General features: G+C 63.2%; 15 protein-coding genes. 5 read left to right on the top strand and 10 right to left on the bottom strand.

The genetic code is table 11. The annotated features are described in order from the left end of the window. The first annotated feature begins 28 nt into the window (after positions 1–28). Entirely contained in the window at positions 29–301 is a 273-nt protein-coding gene (locus FJ930_RS15495; RefSeq protein ID WP_141838783.1) for a hypothetical protein, read from the top strand. Here FJ930_RS15495 and FJ930_RS15490 read toward each other — a convergent pair. The 5 genes from FJ930_RS15490 to FJ930_RS15470 form a co-directional block, all read right to left on the bottom strand. Beyond that, positions 298–1095, bottom strand: coding sequence for an RNA methyltransferase (locus FJ930_RS15490; RefSeq protein ID WP_141838780.1), 798 nt, complete (start codon positions 1093–1095; stop codon positions 298–300). The genes FJ930_RS15495 and FJ930_RS15490 overlap by 4 nt on opposite strands. 107 nt (positions 1096–1202) lie before the next feature. Beyond that, positions 1203–1547, bottom strand: coding sequence for a metalloregulator ArsR/SmtB family transcription factor (locus FJ930_RS15485; RefSeq protein ID WP_140610792.1), 345 nt, complete (start codon positions 1545–1547; stop codon positions 1203–1205). A 155-nt stretch (positions 1548–1702) separates the two neighbouring features. After that, entirely contained in the window at positions 1703–2482 is a 780-nt protein-coding gene (locus tag FJ930_RS15480) for a HugZ family protein (protein WP_141838779.1), read from the bottom strand. Positions 2483–2626: 144 nt separating this feature from the next. Continuing rightward, complete coding sequence (locus FJ930_RS15475) at positions 2627–3388, bottom strand: 3-hydroxyacyl-CoA dehydrogenase (protein ID WP_141838776.1); 762 nt, start codon at positions 3386–3388, stop codon at positions 2627–2629. 157 nt (positions 3389–3545) lie between these two features. Further along, complete coding sequence (locus FJ930_RS15470; RefSeq protein ID WP_141838775.1) at positions 3546–4082, bottom strand: N-acetyltransferase; 537 nt, start codon at positions 4080–4082, stop codon at positions 3546–3548. A gap of 264 nt (positions 4083–4346) precedes the next feature. Here FJ930_RS15470 and FJ930_RS15465 point away from each other — a divergent pair, with 264 nt between their 5' ends. Beyond that, complete coding sequence (locus FJ930_RS15465) at positions 4347–5336, top strand: glutathione S-transferase family protein (protein ID WP_141838773.1); 990 nt, start codon at positions 4347–4349, stop codon at positions 5334–5336. Between the two features lies 1 nt (position 5337). On the opposite strand, the gene FJ930_RS15460 is transcribed toward FJ930_RS15465, so the two are convergent. Continuing rightward, positions 5338–5832 carry an NUDIX domain-containing protein gene (locus tag FJ930_RS15460; protein ID WP_140746347.1) on the bottom strand — a complete coding sequence of 165 codons (495 nt, stop codon included), beginning with the start codon at positions 5830–5832 and terminating at the stop codon, positions 5338–5340. Positions 5833–5903: 71 nt separating this feature from the next. Between FJ930_RS15460 and FJ930_RS15455 the strand changes: the two genes are divergently transcribed. Continuing rightward, entirely contained in the window at positions 5904–6833 is a 930-nt protein-coding gene (locus FJ930_RS15455; protein ID WP_141838771.1) for a metallophosphoesterase, read from the top strand. Here FJ930_RS15455 and FJ930_RS15450 read toward each other — a convergent pair. From FJ930_RS15450 to leuA, 4 genes are all read right to left on the bottom strand, one after another. Next, positions 6817–7431: a hypothetical protein gene (locus FJ930_RS15450; RefSeq protein WP_141838769.1), complete on the bottom strand. Its 615-nt coding sequence runs from the start codon at positions 7429–7431 to the stop codon at positions 6817–6819. The two genes, FJ930_RS15455 and FJ930_RS15450, sit on opposite strands and share 17 nt — an antisense overlap. Before the next feature lie 110 nt (positions 7432–7541). Further along, positions 7542–8345 carry an alpha/beta fold hydrolase gene (locus tag FJ930_RS15445; protein ID WP_141838767.1) on the bottom strand — a complete coding sequence of 268 codons (804 nt, stop codon included), beginning with the start codon at positions 8343–8345 and terminating at the stop codon, positions 7542–7544. A 173-nt stretch (positions 8346–8518) separates the two neighbouring features. After that, positions 8519–10294 carry a hypothetical protein gene (locus tag FJ930_RS15440; RefSeq protein WP_141838765.1) on the bottom strand — a complete coding sequence of 592 codons (1776 nt, stop codon included), beginning with the start codon at positions 10292–10294 and terminating at the stop codon, positions 8519–8521. Positions 10295–10537: 243 nt separating this feature from the next. Then, on the bottom strand, positions 10538–12214 hold the full coding sequence (leuA, locus tag FJ930_RS15435; RefSeq protein ID WP_181763388.1) for a 2-isopropylmalate synthase: 1677 nt from the start codon (positions 12212–12214) through the stop codon (positions 10538–10540). Positions 12215–12740: 526 nt separating this feature from the next. Here leuA and FJ930_RS15425 point away from each other — a divergent pair. Beyond that, positions 12741–13907, top strand: a complete 1167-nt coding sequence (locus tag FJ930_RS15425; RefSeq protein ID WP_140746365.1) for an ATP-grasp domain-containing protein — start codon at positions 12741–12743, stop codon at positions 13905–13907. Between the two features lie 5 nt (positions 13908–13912). Further along, positions 13913–14689 carry an alpha/beta hydrolase-fold protein gene (locus tag FJ930_RS15420; protein WP_141838761.1) on the top strand — a complete coding sequence of 259 codons (777 nt, stop codon included), beginning with the start codon at positions 13913–13915 and terminating at the stop codon, positions 14687–14689. The last annotated feature ends 36 nt before the right edge of the window (positions 14690–14725 follow it).

The following is a 14725-nucleotide window of genomic DNA, read 5'->3' as shown; positions in this document are numbered from 1 at the left end:
GTGACATGGCATCACCATCTGGAAGTCCATGATCCTTTACACGGTGCTCGCGATTGGATGGCTGGCGGCATGGTACTTCCATCCTGTGCTTTTCGCCCTGCTGGATGGCGCGACATCGTTGGTCGACGCGACAAGAATAGCGCGTGATGCGCGCTGGAAGTCTTCGGGTGCTCCTATACCGATGGCCGACGACATGCAGGCCTTCGTCGTGGAAGTTGCACCGAGCGACACCGGCACGACGCGGAGCGCAGGCTTGGCGAAAACACGTCGCCTTGATGCATCACGAAGGCGGCCTGCCTAACGAGGCGAGAAATGATGCAGCGCAATGGCTGAGGCCGCCGCGACATTCAGGCTGTCGAAGCCGTTCGACATGGTGATCCGTACGGTTTGCAGGCGTTCAAGCAGGGTCTCGGGCAGGCCTTCGCCCTCGGTGCCGAGATAAAGCGCCAGGCGCGCGGCTGGCCTTGCATCGCGTATGTCGGTCTTTCCACGGGGCGAGAGCGCGAATTGTTCAAAGCCCCGATCGGCGAGCATCGCCGTGAAGCCCGCGGTGTCGGTGAAGGACGCGAAAGGGATCTTGAGCGCGGCGCCGACCGAAACGCGGATCGCCTTGCGATAAAGCGGATCGCAGCATGTCGCATCCATCAATACCGCATCGGCGCCGAAGGCGGCGGCGTTGCGGAAGATCGAGCCCATATTGTCGTGATTGGTAATGCCGACGAGCACCACGACCAGGGCTTGAGCGGGCAAGGCGTCCAGCAATAGCCCGGCGGGCTGCGGCGTCCCCTTGCGGCCGATGGCCAGGATGCCGCGATGCATGTGAAAGCCGGCAATCGCGTCCATAACCGCGCTGGCGACGACGTAGACCGGCAGGTCCGAGGGCGCCTTGTGCAATATGTCCTTCAGGCCGCCGAACCGGTTTTCCAGGACCAGCACGGATTCCGCGCCGAAGCGGCCGGACGACAAAAGCAGGTCGAGCACCACCTTGCCTTCGGCGACGAAGCGGCCTTGCCGACCGGCGAGATCGCGTTCGCGGATATCGAGATAGGCTGCGACGCGTGGATCCCGTGGATCGTCGATGCGGATCGGGTCCAAAGATGTCCTTTGCTCAAAGATCCAAAGCGCGGTTGGTGCGTCGGGAAAGACGCACGAACCGCGCTCCTGAAATCGTCAGCGAGGTAAAAGGCCGCGGGAGCGTCCGGTCAAGTCCCGGCGCGGCGCAATCTCTGCGCCATCTGGGACAGGTCCTCCTTGCCGCTGCCGAAAATACCGTCCAGCATGACAAGCAGTTCGCGCACCGCATCGGATTTGCAGGAGTAGTAAATCATCTGACGGTCGCGGCGGGTGTCCACGAGGTCGAGAGCCCGCAACTTGGCCAGATGCTGCGAGAGCGCGGATTGGCTGAGCATCACCTTTTCGGCGATAGCGCCGACCGACATCTCACCGTCGATCAGATAGCTCATGATCAACAGCCGTTTTTCGTTGCCCATCAGCATAAGAAATTCGGCCGCCGATTCGGCGTTGGCGATTAGCTTTGTCGAGACCATGAATGCCCCATGCTGTTTGCTCATCGAGGCACCATGGGGGCAATGGTGCCTGAATCCATAAATTCACTCGCGAAAGGCCGCTGACGAGTCAGCACCATAGCTAAAGCCTAGAACATTTCTTTCAAATCTCAAGCGTTGCTTTTGATCAAATGCAATTAAATCTCGCTCTGTGTCCGCGCTGCCGCGCTGCCGCTCCTGGCCATATCGACCAGAACGGGCCGCAATTCCCGTGCGGCCGCCAAAGGTTGCGGGAAGAATACCCGGCAAACATTGTCCCCGGAGACCAGATCCATGCCATCGGCGTCCAAACCGGCGATGGTCCAGCCGTCACCGGCTGCCCCGGCAAAATGATGTGCATAAACGGCGATCGCGTCGAGATGATCGGCATTCATATGCTCGACGGCGGATTGTTCACTCGCCGCAAGCTCTTCGACGACCGGTCCGCCGGTGACGAGATCGGGCCGATCGAGCAGATAGGCCTTGCCGAAGCCGCCGTTGAGGCTGGCGCGTTGCGGCTCGAGGCGAAAGATGGAGAAGTCGCCAAGTCCGGCATAGAGCCCCGCCTTGGGATTGCGGTTGAGATAGCGGCGCTCGGCGCGGACGTGCGCGTCCGACCCACGCTCGAGCCATGACGCCTGGCAGATCAGCGTCAGGCGCGGATGTGCCAGCGGGTCGCCCTTGCCAGGCTCGCCGAGCAGCAGGGAACAGCGCGGATCGGCAAGCAAGGCAGGCGTATGCGCCGACAGCATCGACACCAGGATCAGTGGCGCGCCGTCAATGTCGGTGGCCACGCCGACCCGGCTCGCCAGCGGCGATCCGGTTTGCGGCTCCAGCACGGCCAATGCGCCGAAGCGGGCACTGCGCAGAAGTGTTTTCGCCAACCGGATCGCTTTGGCGTCGGTTTCGCGGATCACATCCTTCTTTTTATCGTCCAAGGTTCTCGCCCTGCTAAGTTGATTTTCCCATTCCACTTATCAGACGATGATGCCGGTCCTGGCAAGCGCTCCCGGTACGTCGTTATCCCAAAACCGCTCGCACCCTCGGGTCAAGCCCGTGCGCATGCTTTTGGCCGAGGTGCATTACTTCGGCGCCATGCGGATGGCGCCATCGAGGCGGATGGTCTCGCCGTTGAGCATCTGGTTCTCGATGATGTGCAGGGCGAGGGCGGCATATTCGGATGGTTCGCCGAGGCGGGGCGGGAAGGGTACGGCGGCACCGAGCGAATCCTGCACGTCCTGCGGCATGCCGGCCATCATCGGTGTCTTGAAGATGCCTGGTGCGATGGTGCAGACCCGAATGCCCGAACGAGCAAGGTCGCGCGCGACGGGCAGCGTCATGCCGACCACGCCGCCCTTGGAGGCGGAATAGGCCGCTTGGCCGATCTGGCCGTCATAGGCGGCGACCGAGGCGGTGTTGACGATGACGCCGCGCTCGCCGCCTTGCAGCGGCTCGAGCCTGGCGGCGCGGTCGGCGACGAGGCGGATCATGTTGAAGGTGCCGATCAGATTGACCTCGATCACCTTGCGGTACTGGTCGAGCGGATGAGGCCCATCCTTGCCGATCGTCTTCACGCCAATGGCGATGCCGGCGCAGTTGACCAGGATGCGCGGCTCGCCAAGCTTGCCCGTCACCTCGGCGACGGCGGCGGCGCCACTGTCGGCGCTGCTGACGTCGCATTGGACGGCAATACCGCCGATCTCGGCCGCCACTTTTGCGGCGCGGTCGATGCCGACATCGAAAATGGCGACGCGGGCGCCCTTCGCGGCAAGCGCACGCGCCGTTGCCTCGCCAAGGCCGGAGCCGCCGCCGGTCACGATCGCGATCTGGCCGTTCGGGTTCATGGCGTTATCCTTTCCTGGAGCGGTTCATCGTTTCATGGAAGCGCCGAACCGCTCATCTTTGTTTTGACGCAATTCGTGACGGAAAAACCGTTTCACACTTTTCCTGGAATTGCTCCAAGAGAACAGGGATGGATCAGGCCCAGATCGACGGGCAAGGTCAAGCCATCGCCGACATATGCTCGGCGACCCTGGCCTGACTGGCATGACAGACCTCGCCCGTAAGCCTGGCAACCGCGCCCGGCGTGATCTCATGTGACAGCAGGCGGTCGAGATCGACAGGGCGGGGCATCGAAATCTGGCCGCGCGGAATGCGCTTGAAGCCGAGCGGCCCGTAATAGGGCTCGTCGCCGACCAGCATGACGGCCGGGGCGCCGGCTTTGGCGGCCGCTTCCAGCGCGATCGCCACGAGGCGGCGGCCAATGCCGAGATTCTTGAAGGCAGGCCGCACCGCGAGCGCTCCGAGCATCAGGGCGCGGCCGGCACCGGCGGCGATGCGGGTCATGCGCACCGAAGCGACGACAAGATCGCCATCGACGGCGACAAAGGACAGCGCGCGCTCGTGGCCGCCGGCCTCGCGGATCTTGTAGGCGGCCAGCACGAAACGGCCAGGCCCGAAGGCCTCGTCATTGATGGCTTCGATTTCAGGGTCGTGCGCCGGAGTTTCCGGCAGGTATTTAACGTCGGCAAGGCTCATGGTCTTTGCGATCCGGTCAGGAGGAAAGGTTGCTGCAAACGGCAGCATTCGCCAGTCAGCGCTTCATCAAGCGCGGGCGCCCTTTCGTCGTCGGTCGAACCGGATCAAAGCAAAGTTGAACATGCGGAGTGTCCGCTAGCATCAATTTCCGGCCGCCGCAATCGACCCATTGCGTGGCCTATCGATTGACGATCTGTTCAGCCTGGATGATTTCCACCTGGGCCTGTCACGCTCTACATGAGGCGAAAGGCGAAAGGACACCCCATGGGATTGCTGGTCGAAGGCAAATGGCAGGACCGCTGGTACGACACCAAGAGCAGCGGCGGCAAGTTCGTGCGGACGCAATCGCAATGGCGCGACTGGATCACCCGCGACGGTAAGCCCGCCGGAGGCCGCAGCCGCGGTTTCAAGGCGGAGCCCGGCCGCTATCACCTCTATGTTTCGCTCGCTTGCCCTTGGGCGCACCGGACGCTGATCTTCCGCGCACTGAAGAGACTCGACAGCATCATATCGGTGTCGGTCGTGCATCATTTCATGGGCGCCAATGGCTGGACATTCTTGACCGAGGACGGCGCGACCGGCGACTCGCTCTACGGCCTCGATTTCCTGCACCAGATCTACACCAAGGCCGATCCCATCTATTCAGGGCGGGTGACGGTGCCGGTGCTGTGGGACAAAAAGGATGAGACCATCGTCTCTAACGAATCTTCCGAAATCATCCGGATGCTCAATTCAGCCTTTGACGAATGGGGCGATGCCAGCCTCGATTTCTACCCGGAGGCCTTGCGCGGCGAGATCGACGCGATCAACGCGCTGGTCTATCCCGCCGTCAACAACGGTGTCTACCGCGCCGGCTTCGCCACCACGCAAGACGCCTATGAGGAAGCGTTCGGCGAGCTGTTCGCGGCGCTCGACACGCTGGAGGATCGGTTATCGACGCAACGCTATCTCGTCGGCGGCCGCATCACCGAGGCCGACTGGCGGCTGTTCACCACGCTGGTGCGTTTCGACCCGGTCTATGTCGGCCATTTCAAATGCAATTTGCGCCGCATCGCCGACTATCCAAACCTGTCGAACTATCTGCGCGACCTCTATCAGGTGCCCGGTGTCGCCGACACGGTGAACCTGCATCACATCAAGGCGCATTATTACGGCAGCCACGAAACGATAAACCCGACGCGGATCGTGCCCGTGGGGCCGGAACTGGACTATGGTGCGCCGCATGACCGGGCGCGGTTCAACGAAGCGGCCTGATTTACCAGTAGGACGATACGACTTCACCTCCAAAAACCTCGGCGATTCGCCGCAAAGTCGCCGGCGTCGTGCCTTGCGGCAGGTGGTCGAGCGGGAAAAAGCCGGCCTCGGCGATCTCGTGATCAGGCAGCTTCGGCGTCGTTTGGCTGAACTGCTCGATCAGATAGAAACCGACATGGTCGCGGCGGCTGGCGCGGCGGTTGAAATGCATCGATTTGAAAACCGGCGGCGTGGTCATCGCGATGTTGCCTTCCTCGGCCAGTTCGCGGGCCAGTGCCTCGGCCATCGTCTCACCGACCTCGACGCCGCCGCCGGGAAGCTGCCAGCCGGGCACATAGGTGTGGCGTATGAGAAAGACGGAGTTGGAGGCGGTGTCGAAAACGAGACCGCGCACACCGAGCGTCATCGGTCGCCGCAGCACGAAATAGAGATGGAACAGCCTTGCCCTGAACCCCGCCCAACCTGTCTGGCGGAAGGCGTCTTCCGGGTCCGCCATCAGGTGCGAAACCGGGGGTGGAAAGACAAGCTGTTGTGGAAAGGGGGGCGCCGGTCGCCTATGAAGGATCCATGTTCAGGCTCGCGCATATTTCCGATGTCCATCTGGGGCCGCTCCCCGATGTATCCTATCGCGATCTCGCCTCCAAGCGCGTGCTCGGCTACGTCAACTGGCAACGCAATCGCCGCCGCCACATGCATGATGCCGTCATCGACAGCATCGTCGCCGACGTCAAGGCGCAAAATCCGGACCATCTCGCCGTCACCGGCGACCTCGTCAATCTGGCGCTCGATGGCGAGATCGAGATGGCCAAGCATTGGCTGGAGACGCTGGGACCGCCGCACGACGTTTCGGTGGTTCCAGGAAACCACGATGCCTACGTGCCCGGCGCCTTCGACAAGATCTGCCGGTCGTGGGCCGCCTGGATGAGCGGGGACGGCGTCAACACACCGGTCGATCGCAATGCATTCCCCTATCTGCGCGTGCGGGACAATATCGCGCTGATCGGGGTCTCGACGGCGCGCGCCACGGCCCCCTTCATGGCCAACGGCTTCTTCATGGAACGGCAGGCGGAGCGGCTCGGCAAGATCCTTCGCGACACCGGCGGGCAAGGCCTGTTTCGCGCCATCATGATCCACCATCCGCCGGTGCGCGGCGCCGTCTCCCAGCACAAGCGGCTGTTCGGCATCGCGCGCTTCCACAAGATCATCCGCCGGCACGGCGCCGAACTCGTCCTGCACGGCCATTCGCATCTGCCGTCGCTGTTCCAGATCGGGGCCCGCAGTGCCAAGGTTCCGGTGGTCGGTGTCGCCGCGGCCGGCCAGGCGCCGGGCGGCAAGCATCCGGCAGCACAATACAATCTGTTCGATATCGATGGCGAAAAAGGCGATTGGCGCATCCGCCTGACGCGGCGCGGGCTGACCGGACCCGCAATACCGCCCGCCGACCTGCAGACGCTGGAGATCGGCGTCGAGGCCGCGGCGGCTACCGCCGCAGGCTGAGCCCCATCGCCACGAGGCGGTCCCAGAACAGGGCGATCGACACAGCCAGGCCGACCAGGGCGCCGGCGGCGATCAGGCCAACGCCAGAAAGGAAGGCCGACCAGCCCTTGCCGTGTTGCGGCGATCGCAGCGGCGGCTCGGCTTCCGCCACCTCGGCCCGCCGGATGCCGGCCACGGCCGGTTCGACCCCGCCTTCCATCATCCTCTGGCGTTCGACGATGCGCTCGGCGACGTAGCGTGTGACGGAATCGGCAACCGGCTTCATCTCGGTCGATTCAGCCAGCACCACGCGGCCGATGCGGGTGTCCTTGAGGAAGCGGTAGGTTCGGCGGTCGCGCCCCATGGCGACATGGCTGACGGCGTCGATCCACAGGCGCGACTGCAGTCCGGAGGAAACGACGAAGTCGAAATTGTCCATGTCGGCCGGAACATCGGCGAAGACGGGCGCGAGTTCGGCGGCCAGCAGATCGAGGCGCATGCGATGCGCCTCGCGCATGTCGACGACGACATCGTCGCGATCGGCGAAGGCATTCTTCACATCACGGATGGCATCGGAGAGTTTCCCTGACGGATCGATCTTTTCGCCTGCGTCCTTCATCGGCGTCTGCCTCGCGGGTTGGTTAACAGCGAGTTAACACAGACGCCGGCAAAATGCACTGGCGAGATCACAGGGATCGGGGCGCCCAGCGGATGCCGGATGCGAAAAAGTCAACCGGTCGCGGCGATGAGTTTCGGGCGCGGCGGCCTGGCGCGGCGGCTCGTATTGCGCCGAATGATGCTTGCAACCAGATCAGGCGCTTCCTCGATCAGCATATGGCCGGCCTCCAGCACGTGATGCACATGAAAGTGCGCCGGCAGGTCATCCGACTGGGCAATGGGCAGCACCGCGTCGTCACTTCCCCACGCCACCATGACCGGCATGGTCAGCCTGTCCAGCTGGTCACGCGGGATGACACCCTGCCGGTCGTCCCTTGTCATGGCGGCAGCGATCTCGACGAGTTTCCGCAACTGGCCAGGTCGCCCGCGCATGTCGCGGAGGACGTCGATGGTGTGATCGAATGGCCGGGTCAGTGGACCCGACATGGCGGCGAGGCACGCCCGGATCTCGGACAGGTCCTTTGCGGCGGCAAAGCGGCGCAACAGCGGGCCGTTGATCTCGGGGCCGAAGCCGCCGGGCGCCAGAAGTGTCAGCGAGGCCACCTTTTCCGGCTCTGCCAGCGCCATCAGCGCCGCCACCGCGCCGCCCATCGAGTGGCCGACCAGATGAACGCGCTTCAGTGCCCGTGCGGAGAGATCGGCCAGAATGGCCCTTGCCGCCACTTTGGCCGGGCCGGCACCCGGGAAATCGAGCGAGAGCCCGTGGCCCGGCAAATCATAGGCAAGCGTGCGCGCGGGAGGCGCAAGCAACGAGATCACCTCGCGCCAGACATCGTGGCAGCCGCCGAAACCATGCAGCAGGACGATGGCCTTCGAGCCAACACCCTGTTCGGCGGCATGAAGCGATGCGACCATGAATCTGAAAGCTTTATTGCGGGCGTTGGGAATGCGGCTGGATTGCTCCTTGTCCAGCGCGATGGCCAGTAAAATTTTCGCGATTGGCGGGAGCTGTCGACAGCAGGCCGGCCTTTTTGAGTTCTTGTCCCCACATGTCGCTATCCCACCCGTCGGCCCCTCGACGCGACATGCTAGCTCGCATTGCCGAGCCCGGCCGCGCGCAAAGCGCCAACCAGCCGCTCGATCAGATCGGCCGGGTATTTTCGGTCGATGAAGGTCGCGCGTGGATTGGCGGCGAATTTCGGGAATTTGACGGTCAACTCATCGAGCAGCTTGTGCGCCAGTTTGTCCTGACCGGCGATCCTGGCGCCGATCAGGCGGGCGGCGAGATAGTGTGATTTCGTTGCGGTTGTTCTCAGCGAGGAGCTGGCGATCGCGGCCTTGTTCGTGTCGCCAAGCATGAGTTCGCCGGCGAAAAGTCCGAAGTCCCACCATGTCGGATGACCGCTTGATGCGTCGACCGCATGGGCCAGGATCGGCGTGCCCTCGGTGTATCGCCCGGCGAAAATCAGGCCGTAGCCATAAGCGGCGGCCATGGCGAGATCGTAGGGGTTGAGGTCATAGGCCTTGCGCATCCAGCGCAGCGCTTCGTCGGCGTTGCCAAGACGCGAATTGATGTAGCCGTAGGAGCGATGCGCATAGGGGCTGGTCGGTCCCATCTGCACGGCGCGATGGGCGAATGTCATCGCCTTCTCGACCGTCGCATCCGGCGGATAGGCGTAGTGGTCGTTCACTGCTTCCAGGTGCAGCGAGGCGAGCTCCGAATAGACCAGCGGTGATTTGGCGCCATTCTCGGCAAGGGTTTCGAGGCAGCGATAGGCGGCCTCGTGAGTCTGGGCGTTCTGGTCGAGATAATATTTGTCGTTGAGCAGCAGGCACTGCGTCAGCGCGGTCTGAATGCCGCTCTGCTCGATATAGCTGTAGATCGTGCCAGACGCGGGCAGCGCCGAACTCAGGATGCCGGCGATACGGTCCTCGATGGCGGATGGCGCGCTGTCGGTGGCCTCCAGGTTGCGCGACATAAGCACCCGTCCGGTCGCCACGCTCTGCAGTTCGATGGTGATATCGCCCGCGTCCGGTCCAGGCAGGATGTCGAAGATGAAGCTCGTCGCGCTGGCGACCGGATCAGTCTCGTCGATGGTGTCGCGACCGATGAAGTCGATCGTGTCGAAGCCGCTCAGGCCGGCGCGCAGCGAGGCGGCGACACGGCTGGCGTCAGGGCCATCGGCCTTGACGGCGATATAGACGAGCGGCAAGGCCTCACGCGTGGAGGGCGGCGCGATGCTGCTGGTCAGGCCGGCGGCCTCGAACGTAGCCGGGATCTCGCCGCCCGCCAGCAGGACGCCGCCGCCCTGACGCAGGATCAGAACACCGAGCATGGCGATGACCAGGGCGATCGCCATCCAGAAGAACCTGAGGTGGCGCGCCACCGAGGGCGCCGATGCGGCAGCCGGTGCCAGCAATGCAGCGGCCGCAATGGCATCGCCGGCAGCGCCGGAGTGCTCGGCCGGTGCCGTTGCCGCGTCCGGCCGCCCGGCGGGTTTCGCCGTTTCCGGCAGACGGATCGCGTTGAGCTCATAAGCGGGGACGTAGCCGCCGCGCGGGATGGCGATGCGGACGGGCTCGGCGATGCCTTCATTGGCGAAATACTGCTGCAGCAACTCGCGCAGCCTGCCAGCCTGCACCCGCACGACGGCGTCGGTCGACGGATCGAAATCGCCGTCCTTGCCGAAGACATCCATGGCAATGGAAAAGCCCTTGAGCCTGTCGGCCTCGCCGGCCTGTTCGCGTTCGACAAGATAACGGAGCAATTTGCGCGCACGCTCGGACCTTCCGAACGTTTCGCTGGCAAGCAGTCGCTCTAATGTCTCGCGCACTGCGGGGGCGGCAGGCGTGGCATGCTGCAAGTGTCGATCCTTTCGAAGTCGGCACAGGTTAAGCCACGATCATATAGTGCCCGCATCGCCACACAAGTATGCACCCATTATGCGATCGCGTACCTAACGGGATAATTTTCCGGTGGTTAATGGCCGGGGCCGCCGCTGGCTACGGAATAACGGTCGCGAGGCGCGGCCAAGGCCTTGTTCGGGCTCGAAAAAATGCCGACACGAGAGGCCGGTGCGGCCTCTCGTGCCGATCATCGGCGGACGCTATCCTGCCTTGCGGCTCACGATACGGTTGGCGGCCGACATCACCGCTTCCAGCGAGGCTGCGACGATGTTGGTGTTGATGCCTGCGCCGAACAATTTGCCCCCGGGATATTCCATCTCGACATAGGAGATGGCCGAGGCATTGGAGCCGCGCTGCATCGAGTGTTCGGAATAGTCGAGCACCGACATTTCGACGCCGACATGGCGCGACAGCGCGTCGACGAAGCCATCGATCGGGCCGGTGCCCGTGCCGGTGATGGTCACCTCCTTGCCATTGTCGAGGATGACCGCCTCGACCACCCGCCGGCCCTTCACCTCGGTGTCGGGATAAGTGTGGTGGTCGAGGAATTTCAGGCGCGCGCCCGGCTGGTCGACATAGGTCTCGAGGAAGCGCTCATAAATGCGCTTGGCCGGAACCTCCTTGCCCTCGGCATCGGTGATCGCCTGGATCGCCTGGCTGAACTCGATCTGCAGGTTGCGCGGCAGGTTGAGGCCGTAATCGGCCTGCAGCACATAGGCGATGCCGCCCTTGCCCGACTGCGAGTTGATGCGAATGATGGCCTCGTAGCTGCGGCCGACATCGGCCGGGTCGATCGGCAGGTAAGGCACTTCCCACAGGCTGGTGTTGGCTTTCTTCAAGGCCTTCATGCCCTTGTTGATGGCGTCCTGGTGCGAGCCGGAAAACGCCGTGTAGACGAGTTCGCCGACATAGGGGTGGCGCTCGGGGATCTTCAGCTGGTTCGAGTATTCGTAGACGTCCTTCATCCGGTTGATGTCGGAACAGTCGATGCCCGGATCGACGCCTTGGGTGTACATGTTGAGCGCCAGCGTGACGATGTCGACATTGCCGGTGCGCTCGCCATTGCCGAACAGCGTGCCCTCGACGCGGTCGGCGCCGGCCATCAGCCCGAGCTCGGTTGTGGCGATGCCGGTGCCGCGATCATTGTGCGGATGCAACGAGATGATCAGGTTTTCGCGGTTGTCGAGATTGCGGCACATCCATTCGATGCGGTCGGCATAGACATTGGGCGTCGACATCTCGACCGTCGACGGCAGGTTGATGATCAGCTTGTTGTCTGGTGTCGGCCTGACGATCTCGGTGACGGCATTGCAGATTTCCAGCGCCACCTCGAGTTCGGTGCCGGTAAAGCTTTCCGGCGAATATTCGAAGCGATAGCCGCCGCCGGCCCTGGCCGCCATGTCGGTAATCATCTTGGCCGCGTCGGTGGCGATGCGCTTGATGCCGCCGACATCCTTCTCGAAGACGACGCGGCGCTGCAATTCGCTGGTCGAATTGTAGAAATGCACGATCGGGTTGGTGGCGCCCTTGAGCGCCTCGAAGGTACGGGTGATCAGCTCGGGCCGGCACTGCACCAGCACCTGCAGCGACACGTCGGCGGGCACATTGCCTTCCTCGATGCACCAGCGGGCGAAGTCGAAATCCGTCTGCGAGGCCGAGGGGAAGCCGATCTCGATCTCCTTGAAACCCATGTCGAGCAACAGCGCGAACATGCGCGCCTTGCGCTCATGACCCATCGGGTCGATCAGCGCCTGGTTGCCGTCTCGCAGGTCGACCGAACACCAGATCGGCGCCTTGTCGATGACCTTCGAAGGCCAGGTCCGGTCGGTGAGGCCGACGGTGGGATAGGGTTGATACTTGCGGGCCGCGTCCGGCATGCCCCGGGCTGACCCCGTCATGCCCCGGGCCGACTCGGTCATGCCCATATCCTTGCCGGCTGCCGCGGCATCAGGGCGGATTTCTTCTCGTGCGTTCATCGTCTTGTTCTCCCGGCGGCCCTCGGATCCGCCTCGGACGGATTGATGGCGAGTGGCGCCTTTACCAGATTTTCGTTCGCTTGATGTGACTGCCAATTTTGAGACTGGCTAAGGAGCATGCGCTTGCGCGACGGTTCGACCGCCGGGCGCTCCTTCAGCGAACCCGGCGATCGCCGATAAGGCCGAGAAGAAGCAGCGTCGAGGCCAGCGCGCGCACGGTCTCGCCGGCAAAGCCGGTCTGACGAGAAGCGGTGGTGGCGCGCGTGTTCATGGCGGTTCTCATACAGGAGCGGCCTGTGGGAGGCAAGCGGGGCCGGCATACGCCGCATATTATCCCTATTGCGGATGCTCTTCCCCGCGCGCCGCAAATGCGCCAGACTTGAGCGCCGGCGGGGCTGCGGTGCTCAGCCGTGGAGAGGGGTTGTCCATGAATTTCGTGTTCTTCTCGCCGCATTTTCCCGCCAACGGCGCCGATTTCTGCGACCGGCTGAAGAAGGCCGGCGCCACGGTGCTCGGCATTGGCGACGCGCCCTATGACGCGCTTGACCGCAAGCTCAAAGCGGCCCTTTCGGAATATTATCGCCTCCCCGACATGGAGGACTACGATCCGGTGTTCCGGGCGATGGGGCATTTCATCCACAAATGGGGCCGCATCGACCGGTTCGAATCGCTCAACGAGCATTGGCTGGAGCTGGAAGCCAACATCCGCACCGATTTCAACATCTATGGCACCAAGCTCGATTTCGTGAAGAATTTGAAGCGCAAGAGCCGCATGCGCGCCTTCTTCCGCAAAAGCGGCGTCGAGACCATCGCGCAGCGCAAATGCTCCGACAGGGCGGGGGCCATGACCTTCATCCGCCGCGTCGGCTATCCCGTGGTGGTAAAGCCGGATTCGGGCTCCGGCGCCTCGAACACCTTCAAGATCTCCAATGCCAGGGAGCTCGACCAGTTCTTCCGGGACAAGCCCGAGGATGTGACCTTCGTCATGGAGCAGTTCATCGAGGGGCTGGTGGTGACCTATGACGGGCTGGTCAACCGCGACGGCGAAGTGGTGCTGGCGGCCAGCCACCGCTACGACCAGAGCGTCATGGAGGTGGTCAACAAGGACCGACACATGAGCTACACCTGCTTTCCCCACATCAGGCCCGTGGTCGAGGAAGCCGGCCGCAAGATCCTGAAGGCATTCGATGTGCGCGAGCGCTTTTTCCATATAGAGCTGTTCGAGACCCGGGATGATCGGATCATCGCGCTGGAGGTCAACATGCGGCCGCCCGGCGCCTGGATGACCGACGCGATCAACTACACGTTCGATATCGATGTCTATGCGGCATGGGCCGACATGGTGGTCAAGGACGCCGCTGGCGGGCCCTATGAGGGCAAGTATTTCACCGCCTATGCCAGCCGCAAGCGGCACCTCCACTATTTGCACAGCCATGAGGACGTGCTAGCCGCCCACAAGGACAAGATCGTCCATCATCAGCCGATAGAAGAGGTTTTCAGCCGCGCCATGGGAAATTACGCCTACCAGATGCGCTCGAAGGATCAGGTGGCGCTGCGCGAGGCGGTCGCCTATATCCACGCGGAAAAGGCTTGAAGCCGATGGATATTTCCTATCACAAGGGCTTCGCTCGCAATCTCGGCCGCGACATGGAATACAAGCGCTACGGCCATGCCGGCCGGCCGGTGGTGGTGTTTCCGACCTCGCAGGGGCGGTTCTACCAGTTCGAGGATTCCGGCGGGGTGGGCGCGCTGGCCGAGTTCATCGACACCGGCCGTATCCAGCTGTTCACGGTCGACGGCATCGATTCGGAATCCTTCTTCGACAAGCATGCCGATAAGGCGCATCGCATCGGCCGCCATGAGGCCTATTTCCGCTATGTGCGCGAGGAGGCACTGCCGGAGTTCCTCGCCACGGCGGCGCAGGCCAATGGCGGGCGCAAGCTGAAGCCGCTGTTTTCAGGCTGTTCGATGGGCGGCTATCATTCCTCGAACTTCGTCTTCCGCTTTCCGGAACTGGCCAGCGGCGTCATCGCGCTGTCGGGCGTCTATTCGGCCCGCGATTTCTTCGGCAAGGCGCTGGAGGGCGACATCTTCTACAACTCGCCGCTCGATTACCTGCCCGGGATCGTCGACCCGAAGCTGCTGGCCCGGCTGAAGGCGCTCAGGCTGATCTTCTGCTGCGGGCAGGGCGCTTGGGAAGAGCGCATGCTGATGGAGACGCGCCAGCTCGAACAGATCCTGCGCCACAAATCCATTCCCGCCTGGGTCGACTATTGGGGCGGCGACGTCAGCCATGACTGGCCGTGGTGGCACAAGCAGCTGGTCTATTTCTTCGGCCGCTGGCTGGATGAGGATCTGATGCACAGGCTGGATTGAACTCCAAGCCGGCTCGGTCAGGAGAGCGATGGAGAA

Source organism: Mesorhizobium sp. B2-4-15, from assembly GCF_006658505.1.
Lineage (GTDB): Bacteria > Pseudomonadota > Alphaproteobacteria > Rhizobiales > Rhizobiaceae > Mesorhizobium.
The sequence above is the reverse complement of the archived record's forward strand: the minus strand, read 5'-3'. Positions and strand labels throughout refer to the sequence as shown.

Bases quoted from the DNA above. Each gene is read 5' to 3' on its own strand.
- FJ930_RS15495 (WP_141838783.1), top strand. From the start codon at position 29: ATGATCCTTTACACGGTGCTCGCGATTGGATGGCTGGCGGCATGGTAC.
- FJ930_RS15485 (WP_140610792.1), bottom strand. From the start codon at position 1,547: ATGGTCTCGACAAAGCTAATCGCCAACGCCGAATCGGCGGCCGAATTT.
- FJ930_RS15475 (WP_141838776.1), bottom strand. From the start codon at position 3,388: ATGAACCCGAACGGCCAGATCGCGATCGTGACCGGCGGCGGCTCCGGC.
- FJ930_RS15470 (WP_141838775.1), bottom strand. From the start codon at position 4,082: ATGAGCCTTGCCGACGTTAAATACCTGCCGGAAACTCCGGCGCACGAC.
- FJ930_RS15465 (WP_141838773.1), top strand. From the start codon at position 4,347: ATGGGATTGCTGGTCGAAGGCAAATGGCAGGACCGCTGGTACGACACC.
- FJ930_RS15460 (WP_140746347.1), bottom strand. From the start codon at position 5,832: ATGGCGGACCCGGAAGACGCCTTCCGCCAGACAGGTTGGGCGGGGTTC.
- FJ930_RS15455 (WP_141838771.1), top strand. From the start codon at position 5,904: ATGTTCAGGCTCGCGCATATTTCCGATGTCCATCTGGGGCCGCTCCCC.
- FJ930_RS15450 (WP_141838769.1), bottom strand. From the start codon at position 7,431: ATGAAGGACGCAGGCGAAAAGATCGATCCGTCAGGGAAACTCTCCGAT.
- FJ930_RS15445 (WP_141838767.1), bottom strand. From the start codon at position 8,345: ATGGTCGCATCGCTTCATGCCGCCGAACAGGGTGTTGGCTCGAAGGCC.
- leuA (WP_181763388.1), bottom strand. From the start codon at position 12,214: ATGCCGGACGCGGCCCGCAAGTATCAACCCTATCCCACCGTCGGCCTC.
- FJ930_RS15425 (WP_140746365.1), top strand. From the start codon at position 12,741: ATGAATTTCGTGTTCTTCTCGCCGCATTTTCCCGCCAACGGCGCCGAT.
- FJ930_RS15420 (WP_141838761.1), top strand. From the start codon at position 13,913: ATGGATATTTCCTATCACAAGGGCTTCGCTCGCAATCTCGGCCGCGAC.